Source organism: Aeromicrobium sp., from assembly GCF_032084975.1.
Taxonomy (GTDB): Bacteria; Actinomycetota; Actinomycetes; order Propionibacteriales; family Nocardioidaceae; genus Aeromicrobium.
Genome location: NZ_DAMDLR010000066.1, coordinates 1 through 13675, shown reverse-complemented (window position 1 = coordinate 13675; position 13675 = coordinate 1). Strand labels below are relative to the sequence as shown.

The 13675-nt window shown below is 71.6% G+C and carries 19 protein-coding genes and 1 pseudogene; 12 read left to right on the top strand and 8 right to left on the bottom strand.

Annotated elements, in window-relative coordinates:
* The 3 genes from RT323_RS13280 to RT323_RS13270 form a co-directional block, all read right to left on the bottom strand.
* The coding region (locus tag RT323_RS13280) for a hypothetical protein (RefSeq protein WP_313409315.1) at positions 1 to 205 on the bottom strand (205 nt) is incomplete at its 3' end.
* On the bottom strand, positions 202 to 1305 hold the full coding sequence (locus RT323_RS13275) for a hypothetical protein (RefSeq protein ID WP_313409312.1): 1104 nt from the start codon (positions 1303 to 1305) through the stop codon (positions 202 to 204). The genes RT323_RS13275 and RT323_RS13280, both read right to left, overlap by 4 nt.
* Entirely contained in the window at positions 1302 to 1976 is a 675-nt protein-coding gene (locus RT323_RS13270; protein ID WP_313409310.1) for a helix-turn-helix domain-containing protein, read from the bottom strand. The genes RT323_RS13275 and RT323_RS13270 overlap by 4 nt, the downstream gene beginning before the upstream one ends.
* A gap of 86 nt (positions 1977 to 2062) precedes the next feature.
* Here RT323_RS13270 and RT323_RS13265 point away from each other — a divergent pair, with 86 nt between their 5' ends.
* From RT323_RS13265 to RT323_RS13240, 6 genes are all read left to right on the top strand, one after another.
* On the top strand, positions 2063 to 2380 hold the full coding sequence (locus tag RT323_RS13265) for a DUF2249 domain-containing protein (RefSeq protein WP_313409307.1): 318 nt from the start codon (positions 2063 to 2065) through the stop codon (positions 2378 to 2380).
* Between the two features lie 44 nt (positions 2381 to 2424).
* Positions 2425 to 2835, top strand: coding sequence for a VOC family protein (locus RT323_RS13260; RefSeq protein ID WP_313409305.1), 411 nt, complete (start codon positions 2425 to 2427; stop codon positions 2833 to 2835).
* Positions 2832 to 3359 (top strand): DUF488 domain-containing protein, encoded by a 528-nt coding sequence (locus tag RT323_RS13255; RefSeq protein WP_313409302.1) that lies wholly within the window; start codon positions 2832 to 2834, stop codon positions 3357 to 3359. The genes RT323_RS13260 and RT323_RS13255 overlap by 4 nt, the downstream gene beginning before the upstream one ends.
* 70 nt (positions 3360 to 3429) lie before the next feature.
* The gene (locus RT323_RS13250; protein WP_313409299.1) at positions 3430 to 3966 is read left to right on the top strand and encodes a hypothetical protein; all 537 of its coding nucleotides are present in this window, start codon (positions 3430 to 3432) and stop codon (positions 3964 to 3966) included.
* A complete protein-coding gene (locus tag RT323_RS13245) occupies positions 3963 to 4412 on the top strand; it encodes a YetF domain-containing protein (protein WP_313409297.1) in 450 nt (149 codons plus the stop codon). The genes RT323_RS13250 and RT323_RS13245 overlap by 4 nt, the downstream gene beginning before the upstream one ends.
* Positions 4413 to 4481: 69 nt before the next feature.
* Positions 4482 to 5660 (top strand): alcohol dehydrogenase catalytic domain-containing protein, encoded by a 1179-nt coding sequence (locus tag RT323_RS13240; RefSeq protein ID WP_313409294.1) that lies wholly within the window; start codon positions 4482 to 4484, stop codon positions 5658 to 5660.
* Positions 5661 to 5693: 33 nt separating this feature from the next.
* Here RT323_RS13240 and RT323_RS13235 read toward each other — a convergent pair whose 3' ends face one another.
* Genes RT323_RS13235 through RT323_RS13220 form a run of 4 tightly spaced genes read right to left on the bottom strand, consistent with a single transcriptional unit; the run spans position 5694 to position 7599 of the window.
* Complete coding sequence (locus RT323_RS13235) at positions 5694 to 5915, bottom strand: VOC family protein (RefSeq protein WP_313409292.1); 222 nt, start codon at positions 5913 to 5915, stop codon at positions 5694 to 5696.
* 13 nt (positions 5916 to 5928) lie between these two features.
* Positions 5929 to 7008: a glutamate--cysteine ligase gene (locus RT323_RS13230; protein WP_313409289.1), complete on the bottom strand. Its 1080-nt coding sequence runs from the start codon at positions 7006 to 7008 to the stop codon at positions 5929 to 5931.
* 40 nt (positions 7009 to 7048) lie between these two features.
* Entirely contained in the window at positions 7049 to 7210 is a 162-nt protein-coding gene (locus RT323_RS13225; protein ID WP_313409287.1) for a hypothetical protein, read from the bottom strand.
* Positions 7210 to 7599 carry a carboxymuconolactone decarboxylase family protein gene (locus tag RT323_RS13220; protein WP_313409285.1) on the bottom strand — a complete coding sequence of 130 codons (390 nt, stop codon included), beginning with the start codon at positions 7597 to 7599 and terminating at the stop codon, positions 7210 to 7212. Before RT323_RS13220 ends, RT323_RS13225 begins: the two co-directional genes overlap by 1 nt.
* Positions 7600 to 7690: 91 nt before the next feature.
* Here RT323_RS13220 and RT323_RS13215 point away from each other — a divergent pair, with 91 nt between their 5' ends.
* Together RT323_RS13215 and RT323_RS13210 are read left to right on the top strand one after the other, a co-directional pair.
* Positions 7691 to 8098, top strand: coding sequence for a DUF302 domain-containing protein (locus RT323_RS13215; RefSeq protein WP_313409283.1), 408 nt, complete (start codon positions 7691 to 7693; stop codon positions 8096 to 8098).
* A complete protein-coding gene (locus tag RT323_RS13210; RefSeq protein ID WP_313409280.1) occupies positions 8095 to 8355 on the top strand; it encodes a metal-sensitive transcriptional regulator in 261 nt (86 codons plus the stop codon). Before RT323_RS13215 ends, RT323_RS13210 begins: the two co-directional genes overlap by 4 nt.
* A gap of 18 nt (positions 8356 to 8373) precedes the next feature.
* On the opposite strand, the gene RT323_RS13205 is transcribed toward RT323_RS13210, so the two are convergent.
* Positions 8374 to 8556: a hypothetical protein gene (locus tag RT323_RS13205; protein WP_313409277.1), complete on the bottom strand. Its 183-nt coding sequence runs from the start codon at positions 8554 to 8556 to the stop codon at positions 8374 to 8376.
* Between the two features lie 119 nt (positions 8557 to 8675).
* Between RT323_RS13205 and RT323_RS13200 the strand changes: the two genes are divergently transcribed.
* The 4 genes and pseudogenes from RT323_RS13200 to RT323_RS13185 form a co-directional block, all read left to right on the top strand.
* Positions 8676 to 10952 carry a catalase gene (locus tag RT323_RS13200; protein WP_313409275.1) on the top strand — a complete coding sequence of 759 codons (2277 nt, stop codon included), beginning with the start codon at positions 8676 to 8678 and terminating at the stop codon, positions 10950 to 10952.
* On the top strand, positions 10953 to 12092 hold the full coding sequence (locus RT323_RS13195) for a glycosyltransferase (RefSeq protein ID WP_313409272.1): 1140 nt from the start codon (positions 10953 to 10955) through the stop codon (positions 12090 to 12092).
* The gene (locus tag RT323_RS13190) at positions 12089 to 13162 is read left to right on the top strand and encodes a glycosyltransferase (RefSeq protein WP_313409269.1); all 1074 of its coding nucleotides are present in this window, start codon (positions 12089 to 12091) and stop codon (positions 13160 to 13162) included. The genes RT323_RS13195 and RT323_RS13190 overlap by 4 nt, the downstream gene beginning before the upstream one ends.
* A pseudogene (locus RT323_RS13185) lies at positions 13159 to 13675 on the top strand (hypothetical protein); the annotation flags it as partial. The gene RT323_RS13190 and the pseudogene RT323_RS13185, both read left to right, overlap by 4 nt.

The following is a 13675-nucleotide window of genomic DNA, read 5'->3' as shown; positions in this document are numbered from 1 at the left end:
AGAACTGGCTCCACACCACGATGGAGTGCGTCGCCGCGCCCAGCAGCAGCAGGTGGAACATGAGCCAGCGCGGGGCCGGCACCTCGCGGTGGGCCAGCGTGACGACGACGACCGCGACCAGCCAGAGGACGGCGGGCAGGTCGCGCAGGGGCTGGAAGCGTCGCTTGGCGGGCCGAGCGGCCGGGGCGGTTCGCGTGGCGGTCATCGGGCCACCGCCACCGGGCGCCGAGCGGCCTCGGCGGTCAGCGCCGACCAGACGGCGACCCCGACGAAGAGCAGCAGGGCCGCGACGTTGAGCGCGCCGCCGACCTGCCACGCACGTTCGACCCCCAGGCCGTCGCCGACCCAGACGCGCAGGACCAGGGCGCCGTGCAGGAGGGCCGCAGGAACCCACATGGCCCGGTGGTGGGGCAGCGGGCGGCGCAGGACGGCGGGCAGGATCACCGAGGCGTGCGCCATGATCATCGAGATCGTGAAGCCGAGGAACACGGCGTGGATGACGGCGTCGTACCCCGAGCCCTCGGGGACACCGTTCGTGCCGCCGGAGCCGGTCAGCCACACGGCCGAGGCCACGACGAGCCAGCCGTAGCCGGCCAGCATGCACGCGGCCATGAACCGGGTCTGGCCCGTCGCGGAGATGGTCCGCCGGGCGACGTCATGCGTGGCGAGCCAGACGGTGAGGACCAGCAGGGTCGCCCCGAGGAGCGGCTCGCCGATCGACGGCCACAGCAGGCAGGCGACGATCGCGCAGACGAACGCCACGGCCAGCCCGATCAGGCGCGTGCCGGCGCCGGGGCCCATCTGGAGCCGGGCCAGCTCCAGCCGCTCACCGCCGATCGTCAGGATGACGAAGCCCGCGAGCCACGGCACCACCGCCGCGGTCGTGGCGCCGCCGGCCCAGATGGCAGCGCCGCCCAGCGCGATCGCGGCACCCAGCAACTGCACCAGGACGGCGTCGTCGCGCTGGCGTCGCCACAACGGCACGTAGACCGCCACCAGCGCCGCAGTGCCAGCGACCATCGCCGTCCGGCCGGCGGGCATCGGGGCGGGGGAGAGCAACAGCAGCGAGCCCACCCCGAGCAGGCCCGGGGCGAGGAACCCCCACGGACGACGCAGGGCGACGGCACGCTCGAGGGAGACGAGGGTGCCGACGAAGCCCAGCACCAACACGATGCCGTGCACGTCGGGAAGTCGTTCGGTGCGGACCGGGGCCGGTAGGTCCAGCAGCAGGAGGGCGGCGTCCAGGCCGGCCAGCAGCGAGACGCCCGCCGGCAGCATGAGCAGCAGGCGCGTCCGCGGTGTCATGGCCGGTTCGCGCGCAGGTGCAGCAGGCACGCGCCCGGCTCGGCGAAGGGTTCGAGGGTGACCTCGGTGGTCGTGTCGCCGGACTCCGCGAGCGCGCCGGCAGCCAGGCCCGCGTGCACGCTGCAGACCACGTCGGTGTGTCGGCGGGCGACCTCCAGCAGGGGGCACCGCGTGAGCCGCACGGTCTCGGCGGGCTCGTCGATGACCGGCCCGAAGTCGAGCTCGGCCATCAGGTCGCGCACCAGCTCGAGGCTGCCGGCGGGGCGTGGAGGGCGGTCACGGACCAGGGTGCGTCCCCAGTCGTGGCCGGCCACCGCGGCGTCCTCGGCCGGTCGGCTGCTGGTCCGGTGCAGGGCGGTCGCGAGCGCCGCGGCCAGGCCCGCGTACTCCGAGGTGCGGGCATCGGTGGCGCTCCACAGCCAGGCCGGCCGGCCCCGGCCCTCCGGGGCCTCGCGACGGCGGGTCACGAGCCCGTCGTCCTCGAGTCCCTCGAGATGGCCTCGCAGCGTGTTCTCATGCAGTCCCGTGTGCGCCGCCAGCGCGCCGATGCTGGTGGCGCCGGACTGCCGTTGCAGCGTCTCGAGCAGTGCCGCCCGACTGCGGGACAGCCCCGTGATTGGCGCCGGGGAGGACGGTCGGGGACCGGTTGACCGGCCGCGCTTAATTTCCACGGAATCCACTGTAGTAATGTCCGGATCGCAGTGCCGCACCACCCCGCCGACACACGGCCGGCGACTCGTGGCGGCCAGGAGGAATCGTGACCGACATCCAGATCACCGACGTCTCACGCGACATTCAGGCACCGGGGGAGGAGGGCCACTCGTGCGGCTGTGGCGGCCATGACGACGCCGGGCACCCCGAGCTCGACGCCCGCGCGATCCCGCACGCGATCCGCCACGCGACGATCTTCGGTGCCCTCGACGGACTGCGCGCCGGCTTCGGCCTGGTGCTGATCGCGCCGCACGACCCGCTCCCGCTGTTGGCGCAGGTCCAGGAGCGGTGGCCGGACGGCTTCGAGGTCAGCTACCTGCAGCGCGGTCCCGAGGACTGGCGCCTGCTGTTCCTGCGCCGCTGATCGCTCGGGGTGCCGCCGGACGGCCGGCCCGGGACAATGCGGGCATGGCCGAATTCCCGCGTCTGGTCCAGACGGTCATCGACACCACCGACGTCCGACGGACGGCCGAGTTCTACCGAGAGCTGTTCGGCCTCGTGTACAGGCCCGGCGACGAGGCACCGTCCCAGGACGGCGAGCTCGAGCAGTGGCTGGTCCTGCGGCACCCCGAGGGCGGCAACGCGATCGCGTTCCAGTACACCGACGAGCTGGCGCCGACGACGTGGCCCGATCCCGAGGTCCCGATGCAGTTGCACCTCGATTTCTCGGTGGAGGACGTCGACGAGCTGAGGCGCCACCGTGCGCGGGCGGAGGCGCTCGGCGCGACGCTCAGGCTCGACCGGTTCGACGACCCCGACGAGCCGCTGTTCGTCATGATCGACCCCCAGGGGCACCCGTTCTGCCTGTTCGTCGGATGAGCGCACCACTGCTGACGATCGGCCACGGCACGTCGGACCGTGCCGAGCTGGCACAGCGGCTCAGGGACGCGGGCATCCAGACCTTGGTCGATGTCCGGCGGTTCCCGGGGAGCCGGCGCAACCCGGAGGTCGCCCGCGACGCGATGCGCGATTGGGTGCCGGACGAGGGGATCGGCTACGTCTGGGAGGAACGCCTCGGCGGCCGCCGGCGCGTGCCCAAGGACGCCCCGGACGTGGATGCGTGGTGGCGGGTCGAGGCCTTCCGTGCCTACGCCGCGTACACGCGTGAGCCCGAGTTCCGGGCGGCGATGGCCGAGCTCGTCGAGCGGGTCCAGCACGAGACCGTCGCCGTGATGTGCTCGGAGTTCGTCTGGTGGCGTTGCCACCGGCGCCTCATCTCGGACGTGGCGACGCTGGTCCACGACCTTCCGGTGGAGCACGTGATGCCGGACGGTCGGCGCAGCCTGCACGAGCCGTCCGAAGGAGCGCGGCTGGCCGATGGCCTGCTGACGTACCCCGGATGACGGTCGCGCCCATCCGCGCGAGCGGCGCGGGGGCGTGGCTACGGTGCTGGAGCCGAGGAGGAGGAGCTGGATGGACAGAGATGAGGACGACCTGTCGACCGGTGTTCCGGTCCTGGCCGGGGTGGCCGGCCCGAAGCAGGCGTCGCGTGCCCGCAACTTCCGCCGAGTCGGGGTCGCCGCGCTGGCGGTCGTCGTCGTCGTGGCCTGCCTGGGATGGCTGGGTCCTCGGGACACGACCGTGAGTGACGACGCCGGCGGCCACGCGATGACCGTGACCCATCCGCAGATCTCCCGGTCCGGTGCCGACAGCGCGATCGAGATCGGGCTCGAGCGGGACGGGGGTGGGCCGGTTCGCGTCGAGCTGCCGGTCTCCGCGACGGACCTGTTCGGCCTCGAGACCTACGTGCCGGCGCCGGCGTCCGAGGTGGTGCGTGGGGACACGCTCGTGCTCACGTACGACGAGCTGCCGCCGGGAGACGTCACCCTGAGGCTGATCGGCCGGATGCCGACACGAGCGCAGATCGGCAGGTTCACGCACCCGATCACCGTCCAGGCAGCCGGTCCAGAGCCGCTCGAGGTCACGATGCGGACGGTGGTGCTGCCATGAGCATCGTGCTGAGCGCCGCCGCGGTCTTCTTCCTCGTCTGGATCGTCGTCCGCGTGGTCGGCAAGCGTGAGCTGAGCGAGATGGCCCCGTTCGACTTCGTGATCCTGGTCGTCATGGGCGACCTGATCGCCGAGGCCGTGATCGCCGAGGACACCTCGGTGACCGGCGCGGTCGTCGCCGTCGCGACGTTCGGTCTGCTGACGGTCGCGATGTCGTGGGTCTCGTGGCGCCTGCCGAAGTACCGGTCCGCGTTCGAGGGGGTGCCGACGCTCCTGATCCGCGACGGCGAGGTCGTCCAGGAGGCGATGCGCATCGAGCGCCTCAACGAGGCCGACCTGCTGGCCGCAGCACGCGAGAACGGGATCGAGAGCCTCCAGCACGTGAAGTGGGCGGTGCTCGAGCAGGACGGCGCCTTCTCGTTCTTCGCGGACGAACAGGCGCAGTGACGTCCGTGTAGGCCCGCGGCCAGCGGGTACCCCCTCGACGACCGACGTAGTCGAACTCGAGGTGGGGACATGAAGGCCGTGACCTGGCAGGGCAAGCGCGACGTGCGAGTCGAGCAGGTGCCCGACCCGACGATCCAACACGACACCGACGCGATCATCGAGGTGACCGCCTCGGGGCTGTGCGGCTCGGACCTGCACCTCTACGAGGTGCTGGGCCCGTTCATGACGCCCGGCGACATCCTCGGCCACGAGCCGATGGGCCGCGTCGTCGAGACCGGCTCCGGCGTGACGAACCTGTCGGTGGGCGACCGGGTCGTCGTGCCGTTCCAGATCGCCTGCGGATCGTGCTGGATGTGCAGCCGCGACCTGCAGACCCAGTGCGAGACGACGCAGAACCGCGAGCACGGCATGGGCGCCTCGCTGTTCGGCTACAGCTCGCTCTACGGCGCCGTGCCGGGCGGGCAGGCCGAGCTGCTGCGCGTGCCCCACGCCGATTACGGGCCGATCAAGATCGAGTCCGACCTCGACGACGAGCACTTCGTGTACCTGTCGGACGTCATGCCGACGGCGTTCCAGGCGCTCGAGTACGCGCAGGTCGGCGAGGGCGACACCCTGCTCGTGATCGGCCTCGGCCCGATCGGCGACATGGCGGCGCGTCTCGCCCTGCACCGAGGCGTGCGCGTCATCGGTGCCGACCTGGTGCCGGAGCGACTGGCCCGCACGGCTGCTCGCGGGGCCGAGACCTACGACGTCACCAAGGTCGACGTCGCCGAGATCGTGCGCGAGGCCACCGCCGGCCGCGGCGCCGACGGCGTCATCGACGCCGTGGGCATGGAGGCCCACGGGTCGCCGGTCGCGCAGGCCGGCCAGACCGCCGTCGGGTTCCTGCCCGACTTCCTGGCCCGCAAGGCAATGACCACGGTCAGCGTGGACCGCCTCGGAGCGTTCCACATCGCCGTCGACGCGGTGCGACGCGGCGGCACGATCTCGCTCAGTGGCGTCTACGCGGGCACGGTCGACCCGATCCCCATGCAGACGCTGTTCGACAAGCAGGTGACGCTCAAGATGGGCCAGGCCAACGTGAAGCGATGGGAGACGCAGGTCAAGCCGCTGGCCGAGGACTCCTCGGATCCGCTCGGCCTCGCCGACTTCGCCACGCACCGCGTGCCCCTCGACCAGGCTCCGGAGGTCTACAAGAACTTCCAGGACAAGGCCGACAACACGGTGAAGGTCCTCTTCAAGCCCTGACCCCTGTCCGGTGGCGCCTCGGCGCCACCGGCTTCAGTGGAACTTCGGCTGCTTGAGGATGCAGAACTCGTTGCCCTCGGGATCGCGCAGGACGATGAAGGCCTCGTCCGGTCCCTGCCCGACGTCGGCGTGGGACGCCCCGAGGGCGACGAGCCGCTGCACCTCGCGGTCGACGTCGCCGTCGGCGGGATGCAGGTCGAGGTGGGCGTCGATGTCGTGGGCGTCGATCGTCCACTGGTGGATGCGCGAGGTCATCGATTGCCTCCGATCAGTGATGGGGGTCCGTCCGGCGGACGACGTCCGCCATGACGGCGTGCAGGTCGGCCGGGTCGCCGGCCACGGCGCGCTGGCGCTCGGCCCCGTTCCCCGTGGTGAGCAGGCGGTGCAGGTCCGTGGTCACGCGGTCCGTGGTGCCGGCTTCGTCGAGTGCCGGTCCCACGAAGGTGAGCAGGGACTCGAGGGCCTGCTCGGCGGCCACGAACTCGCGCGTGGCCGGGTCCATCAGGGATCCGGTGAGTCCGTCGTGCCGGGCGCGCCACCGTGCCCAGCGCAGCAGGTCGAGGCTCCACTCGCCCGGGTCGTGCGACTCGTCGGCGACGGTCGACACGAGGGCCCGGGTCAGCTCGGCGACCAGGAGGGCGTCGTCGATTTCGGTGCAGACGTCCGCGACGCGGATCTCGACGGTCGGCAGCGTCTCGGCGATGCGGGCGTCGAGGTAGACCATGTGCTCGTCGACGGCGGCACCCGAGGAGATCGCGGTCTCGACCATCGTGCGGTAGGCCTTCACGTCGCCGAACGCGTCGACGGCGCCGGCGGTCGGCCACATGTCCCACAGGTGGCCGCGGAAGCTGGCGTGGGCCGTGTCGCGCCCGTGGAAGAACGGGGCGTTCGCCGAGAGCGCGTTGAGCAGGGGAGTCCAGGGACGGAGGGCGTCGAGCACCCGCACGGCGACGTGGTCCTCGACCTCGACGTGGACGTGCATGCCGCACGTCATGCCGTTGCGCGCGATCTCGCCGTAGCGGGCGATCATCCGGGCGTACCGCGAACCGGGCGTCGGCGCCGGCTCACTGCCGCCGAGGACGTCCACGGGCACCGCGGCGAGCTGGAAGCCGGCGGCACGGGCCGCCGCGACCGCCGCGGACCGCTGGGCGATCAGGTCCTCCCGCAGGGCCGCGGGATCCTCGTGCGCGTCGGTCTGGATCTCGACCTGCTGCAGGAAGAGCTCGTGATCGATCTCGTCACCGGGCTCGAGGCGCCGGTGCGCGCGCAGGACGGCCTCCGACTCGGGGACCAGTCGGCCCCGGTCGTCGACGACGAACAGCTCTTCCTCGATGCCCACGCGTTGCACGCGCCGAACGTACCCGGAGGTGCAGCCCCGAAACCAGCGCTCAGCGGCCCAGGATGCGGCGCAGCCAGGAGTCGTTGCTCGGGTCGTCGTGGCCGGGACACCACTGGCCGCTCGGCACCGAGGCCTTCACGGACGCGACGTGATTGCCGCAACCGGCCCACGTGGTCCTGCCGCACGTGCGGCACGTGACGGGTCGGCACATCAGACGGCACCTTCCTTCGCGTCGATCGCGTCCGCGAACTCGCAGAAGGCGTCGTAGGCGCGAGCGCCGTGGATGGTGGCGGGACCGCCGTGCATGAGGAAGGTCACGCCGATCGCCTCGGCGGCCTGCTGGCGGGTGGCGCCGGCGCGTGCGGCCGCCTGCGCGTGCGAGGCGATGCAGCCGTCGCAGCCCTCGACGACGCCGATCGCCAGCGCGATCAGCTCCTTGGTCCTGCGGTCCAGGTCGCCGTCGGCGAACGCCGCGCCGGACAGCTCGGCGAACCCGCGGTACACGTCGGGGATGGCCTTGCGCAGTTGCCGGTGCAGGGGAGTGATCTCGCGGAGCACGGTCTTGGCGTGCGGGGAGCCGGTGGTGTTCTCGGTGGTCATGTCTGCCTCTCATGGTCTGGAAATTATCCCCCCGGGGGGATATGATGACCACGTTAACAGAACCCCCCAGGGGGATACACGAGGAGGCGTGATGAGCGAGTTCACCATGAGCACGAAGGTCCCGCAGGGCTACGACCAGACGGTCGAGCGCGTCCGGGCGCTGCTGGGCGAAGCCGGCTTCGGCGTGCTGACCGAGATCGACATCAGGGCCACGCTCCACGCGAAGCTGGGCGTGGACGTGCCGCCGCAGGTGATCCTGGGCGCGTGCCGGCCGCAGCTGGCACACCGCGCGCTCGAGGCGGACCCGCGCATCGCGGCGCTGCTGCCGTGCAACGTGGTCGTCGCGCAGGAGGGTGACGGCACCCGCGTCGAGGTCCTCGACCCGGGCGTGATGTCGCAGTTCAGCGCGGACGGGGACGTGGCCGAGGTGGCGGCCGAGGCCCGCGAGCGACTCGAGGGCATGATGGCGGCACTGGTCCGAGGAACGGAGAAGCAATGAAGCTCGAGCCTGACGAGGTCAAGGCGATCACGACGCGCCTCAAGCGGGCCAACGGCCACCTCGCGTCGGTGATCCGGATGCTCGAGGACGGGTCCGAGTGCGAGGACGCCCTGACCCAGCTGGCCGCCGTGAACAAGGCGATCAGTCGCGGCGGCTACGCACTCGTGGCGACGGGCCTGCAGAAGTGCCTCGCCGAGGAGGGGCCGGACAGCGTCGACGCCAAGAAGATGGAGAAGCTCTTCCTCGCCCTGGCGTGAGCCGTCCGGCCCGGGGACTCAGAGGTGTGTCTCGTCCTGGTCCGCGACGTCGGGCCGCGTGGGCGACTGCGGCATGTCGTCGACGTCCTCGGAGGTCGTCGTGTCGGTGTCGGGGGGAGTGGGGTTCGCCGCGCTCTCGCTGACGGTGCCCTCGCCCTCGTTCTCGTCCTCGTGCGTGGAATCGTGCGGGTCAGTGGTCATGGATTCCCTCCTTCTCGACGCACGTACCCCGAGTCCGTGCGTTGACACCCGGGCGCGCTGCATGAGCCACGCGGGCACGGGTACCTCGAGGACAACCCCACCCCGAGGAGGTCACGAGCATGGATCCGAGCAAGGCCGCGAAGAACATCAAGGACGCCGTCGAGAACACCGCCGAGAAGGTGGTCGAGAAGGCTGCGGAGATGATGACGCCGGACATCCCGGGTCGTCCCGGTGCCGAGCCGCCCGCCATGGAGGAGCCCACCGAGCCTCGTGAGCCGCTGCCGCCCAAGCCCGACCAGGCCGCCCCGGAGGCGCGCTCGGCGACCGGCAAGGACACCGGCGCTGACCCGCGCGACCGTGCCCAGCAGGGCGCTTACCTGACGACGTCGCAGGGCGCCCGCCTGCGCGACACCGACCACTCGCTGAAGGCCGGTCCGCGAGGACCGCTGCTCATGCAGGACCATCACTTCCGCGAGAAGATCACGCACTTCGACCACGAGCGCATCCCCGAGCGCGTCGTCCACGCCCGCGGCTCGGCCGCCCATGGCGTGTTCGTGGGCTACGGCACGGCGGCCGACGTCACCCATGCGGCGTTCCTGCAGGACGGCGTCCAGACGCCGGTCTTCACGCGCTTCTCGACCGTGCTGGGGTCGCGCGGCTCGGCCGACACGGTGCGTGACACCCGCGGCTTCGCCACGAAGTTCTACACGCTCGAGGGCACGTTCGACCTGGTCGCGAACAACATCCCGGTCTTCTTCATCCAGGACGGCATCAAGTTCCCCGACGTCATCCACGCCGGCAAGCCGCACCCCGACCGCGAGATCCCCCAGGCCCAGAGCGCGCACGACACGTTCTGGGACTTCGTGTCGCTGCACACCGAGGCGCAGCATCACGCGATCTGGAACATGAGCGACCGCGGCATCCCGCGCTCGTACCGGATGATGGAGGGTTTCGGCGTCCACACGTTCCGCCTCGTCAACGCCGAGGGCGCGACGTCGCTGGTGAAGTTCCACTGGAAGCCCAAGCTCGGCGTGCACTCCCTGACGTGGGAGGAGGCGCAGATGATCAACGGCATCGACCCCGACTTCCACCGCCGCGACCTGGCCGACGCGATCGAGGCGGGGGCGTTCCCCGAGTGGGAGCTGGGCATCCAGGTGTTCGAGGACAACCCCGAGCAGGAGTTCAACGGCATCGACCTGCTGGACCCGACGAAGATCGTCCCCGAGGAGATGGCGCCGGTCCAGCCGATCGGTCGCCTCACGCTGAATGCGAACCCGACGAACTTCTTCGCCGAGACCGAGCAGGTCGCGTTCCACCCCGGCCACCTGCCCCCGGGCATCGAGGTCACCGACGACCCGCTGCTGCAGGCGCGCCTGTTCTCGTACATCGACACGCAGCTGACGCGACTGGGCGGGCCGAACTTCTCGCAGATCCCGATCAACCGGCCGCACGCGCCCGTCAACGACATGCTCCGTGACGGGTTCCACCAGCACGCCGACCACGTGGGGGTCGCGCCGTACAAGCCGAACTCGCTCGATGGTGGCTGCCCGTTCCATGCGGGCGCCGACGAGCGCGCCTTCCAGGACCTTCCGGTCCGGGTCGCCGAGTCGACCAAGGTGCGCGAGAACCCGGCCTCGTTCGACGACCACTTCAGCCAGGTGCGCCTGTTCTGGCTGAGCATGTCGCCGGTCGAGAAGGAGCACATCGTCCGGGCGTACTCGTTCGAGCTGGGCAAGTGCTACGAGGACACGATCAAGGCGCGCCAGTTGCAGTGCCTGGCGAACATCGACCCGGTGCTCTGTGCCGAGGTTGCCACGGCGCTGGGGATGCCCGCCCCCGACCCGACCATCGCCCTGATCGATCCCGAACCGAGCCCGGCACTGTCGCAGCTGCGTGGTGCCTACCCGCCCGACGGCCGCATGATCGGGATCGTCGTCGATCCCGCCGGGGACCTGGGTGGTGTCGAGGCGCTGCGGACCGCGATCCTCGGTGCCGGCATGGTGCCGCTCCTCGTGGCACCCCACGGCGGCACGGTGGACGGCATGCCGGTCCAGCGCTCGTTCGCGACGGCCCGCTCCGTCGAGTTCGACGTCCTGCTGCTGGCCGGTCACCCGATGCCCGCACCGGACTCGCTCGCCTCGCGTGACGACAAGGGCGGGGCGCCCAGCGGGCCCGGCCTGGACCCGCGGGTCCAGTTGATGATCGACGAGGTGTGGCGCCACGCCAAGGTCATCGGCGCGTGGGGCGCGGGCGTCGATGCGCTCGAGGCAGCCGGCTACTCCGGTCGCCTCACCGGCATCGTGACCGACGACGACGCCTCCGCCGTGTTCACGAAGGTGCAGGAGCTCATGGCGAACCACCGGGTCTGGGACCGCTTCCCGGTGGCGGTGTCCTGAGTGCGACTCGGAGACACCACTGCCGTACGCCGTCACGGCTCGACGGCCCCGGCGGACCCGCAGCGCCCTCCGGCGCTGCGGGTCGCGTCGGTGCCGTCCACGCACGTGTACATCCGCCACCTGGGGCCCGTCGACGAGCCGTCGCCGTTCGAGTTCCTGCGCGACCCCGACCCGGACGACCCGACGGTGCCCGCGGGCGGGAAGTGGTGGCCGCCGGCCATGCTCGAGCCGGCGTGGGCACGCTCGGCCGACTTCGACGTCTTCCACATCCAGTTCGGCTTCGACGCGCGCTCGCCCGAGCAGCTGGCCGAGCTGGTCGACGTGCTGCGCCGGCGGGGCAAGCCGCTCGTCCAGACCGTCCACGACCTGCGCAACCCGCACCATCTCGACCGGACCCTTCACGACGCGCAGCTCGACGCGCTGCTGCCGTACGCCGACGCGCTGGTCACCCTGACCGACGGGGCGGCGAACGAGATCCGGCGGCGCTGGGGACGCGAGGCGCACGTCGTCCCGCATCCCCACGTCATCGACTTCGCGACGATGGAGCGCCTGCAGCGCCGCCGTGACGAGCGCCGTCGCGACGAGTTCCGCATCGGCGTCCACATCAAGAGCCTGCGCCAGAGCATGGACCCGCTTCCCGTCATCAAGGTGCTGGCCGAGACGGTCCGCGACCTGCCCGGAGCGGTGCTGCAGGTCAACGGACACCATGACGTCCTCGACGACGACGGGGCGCGCCGCGACGACGAGGTCGCCACGTGGCTCACCCGCGCCGCCGACGCCGGCCGCATCGACCTGCGGGTGCACGACTTCCTGCCGGACGACGACCTGTGGGAGTACCTGGGCGACCTCGACGTCACGGTCCTGCCCTACCGTTTCGGCACCCACTCGGGGTGGCTGGAGGCGTGCCGCGACGCAGGGACGACGGTCGTCGCGCCGACGTGCGGGTACTACGCCGACCAGGGCCCGGTGCTGACGTACGGCTTCGACGAGCACCACTTCGACGCCGAGTCGCTGCGCTCGGCCGTGGCGGAGGCCTTCGAGTCCCGTCCCGACCATCGCGTCACCGTGCAGGAGCGGCGGGCGCAGCGTCTCCACGTGGCGAGGTCCCACGACCGGCTCTACCGTTCCTTGATGACATGAGAACCTTGCGGATCTGCCTGATCGCCTCGAGTCGCTTTCCCATCAGCGAGCCCTTCGCCGGCGGACTCGAGGCGCACACGCACGCCCTCGCGGGGCAGCTCCGTGCGCGCGGTCACGAGGTCTCGGTGTTCGCCGCGCCGGGATCCGATCCAGCCCTCGGCGTCGTCGAGCTGCCGGTGGAGTCGTTCGCGCCGCCGCCCGGCGAGCGGCACGACACCGGGATCACGCCCGAGTCGTGGCTGAACGAGCACCATGCCTACCTCGGCCTCATGCTCGACCTGGCCAGCACGGGGTCGCAGCGCTTCGACGTGATCCACAACAACTCGCTGCACCACCTGCCGATCGCGATGTCCACGGCGATCGACGTCCCGATGTTCACGACCCTGCACACCCCGCCGGTGCCGTGGCTGACGTCGGCCGTCGCGTACGCCGCGCCCACCAGCACCTTCGTCGCCGTCAGTGAGTTCACCGCGCGGGAGTGGTCCGGTCAGGTGGCGTGCCGGACGATCCGCAACGGCATCGACGTCGACACGTGGCAGCCCGGGCCCGGTGGGGGGCCGGCGGTCTGGTCGGGCCGCCTCGTGACCGAGAAGGCGCCGCACCTCGCGATCGACGCCGCCCGGCGGGCGGGGATGCGGCTGACGCTGGCCGGGCCCAGCCTCGACCGCGAGTACTTCGACCGCGAGATCCGGCCGCGGCTGGGCGCCGGGATCGAGTACGCGGGACACCTGACCCATCACGAGCTGCGGGCCACCCTGGGCGCCGCTTCCGTCGCCGTCGTGACGCCGGTGTGGGACGAGCCGTACGGACTCGTGGCGGCCGAGGCGCTTGCCTGCGGGACCCCCGTGGCGGCCTTCGCGCGCGGTGCGCTGCCCGAGTTCGTGGACGAGTCGGTGGGCTCCCTCGCGCGGGCCGACAGCGTCGAGGACCTCGCCCGCGCGATGGTGGCCGCGGCGTCCCGCGACCGGGGACACGTGCGACGAGTCGCCGAGGAACGATGCTCGATCGCGCGCATGGTCGATCAGTACGAGCTCCTGTACACGGGCGGGCACCACCGGCTGGCGGCATGATCGGCTACTACGTCCACCACGTCGGTCGCGGTCACCTGCACCGCGCCACCGCCCTGGCCGCGTCGCTCGACACTCCCGTCACGGGGCTGTCGTCGCTCCCGCGCCCGGACGGGTGGCCGGGGGAGTGGGTCGAGCTCGATCGCGACGACACCTCGGGACCGGGAGACGACCCGACCGCGAACGGCTGGCTGCACTGGGTGCCCGAGCGCGACGCCGGGCTGATGGGCCGGATGGCCGAGATCTCGGCCTGGTGCGCGAAGGCCCGGCCTGACCTGCTGATCAGCGACGTCTCGGTCGAGGTGACGCTGCTGGCCCGGTTGCACGGGGTTCCCGTCCTGTCGGTCGTGCTGCCGGGTGACCGGAGCGACCGCGCGCACCGGCTCGGCTTCGCCGCGTCGCGCGCCCTCGTGTCGTTCTGGCCCGAGTCGGCCGACGGCATGGTGCGCGGGATCGACGACGAGACCGCCGGCCGCTGGCACCGCGTCGGCGCCATGTCGCGATACCCCGTCGGCT

Excerpts from the sequence above, each read along its gene's own strand:
- RT323_RS13275 (WP_313409312.1), bottom strand. The coding sequence starts at position 1,305 with ATGACACCGCGGACGCGCCTGCTGCTCATGCTGCCGGCGGGCGTCTCG.
- RT323_RS13260 (WP_313409305.1), top strand. The coding sequence starts at position 2,425 with ATGGCCGAATTCCCGCGTCTGGTCCAGACGGTCATCGACACCACCGAC.
- RT323_RS13255 (WP_313409302.1), top strand. The coding sequence starts at position 2,832 with ATGAGCGCACCACTGCTGACGATCGGCCACGGCACGTCGGACCGTGCC.
- RT323_RS13250 (WP_313409299.1), top strand. The coding sequence starts at position 3,430 with ATGGACAGAGATGAGGACGACCTGTCGACCGGTGTTCCGGTCCTGGCC.
- RT323_RS13245 (WP_313409297.1), top strand. The coding sequence starts at position 3,963 with ATGAGCATCGTGCTGAGCGCCGCCGCGGTCTTCTTCCTCGTCTGGATC.
- RT323_RS13240 (WP_313409294.1), top strand. The coding sequence starts at position 4,482 with ATGAAGGCCGTGACCTGGCAGGGCAAGCGCGACGTGCGAGTCGAGCAG.
- RT323_RS13235 (WP_313409292.1), bottom strand. The coding sequence starts at position 5,915 with ATGACCTCGCGCATCCACCAGTGGACGATCGACGCCCACGACATCGAC.
- RT323_RS13225 (WP_313409287.1), bottom strand. The coding sequence starts at position 7,210 with ATGTGCCGACCCGTCACGTGCCGCACGTGCGGCAGGACCACGTGGGCC.
- RT323_RS13220 (WP_313409285.1), bottom strand. The coding sequence starts at position 7,599 with ATGACCACCGAGAACACCACCGGCTCCCCGCACGCCAAGACCGTGCTC.
- RT323_RS13215 (WP_313409283.1), top strand. The coding sequence starts at position 7,691 with ATGAGCGAGTTCACCATGAGCACGAAGGTCCCGCAGGGCTACGACCAG.
- RT323_RS13210 (WP_313409280.1), top strand. The coding sequence starts at position 8,095 with ATGAAGCTCGAGCCTGACGAGGTCAAGGCGATCACGACGCGCCTCAAG.
- RT323_RS13205 (WP_313409277.1), bottom strand. The coding sequence starts at position 8,556 with ATGACCACTGACCCGCACGATTCCACGCACGAGGACGAGAACGAGGGC.
- RT323_RS13200 (WP_313409275.1), top strand. The coding sequence starts at position 8,676 with ATGGATCCGAGCAAGGCCGCGAAGAACATCAAGGACGCCGTCGAGAAC.
- RT323_RS13190 (WP_313409269.1), top strand. The coding sequence starts at position 12,089 with ATGAGAACCTTGCGGATCTGCCTGATCGCCTCGAGTCGCTTTCCCATC.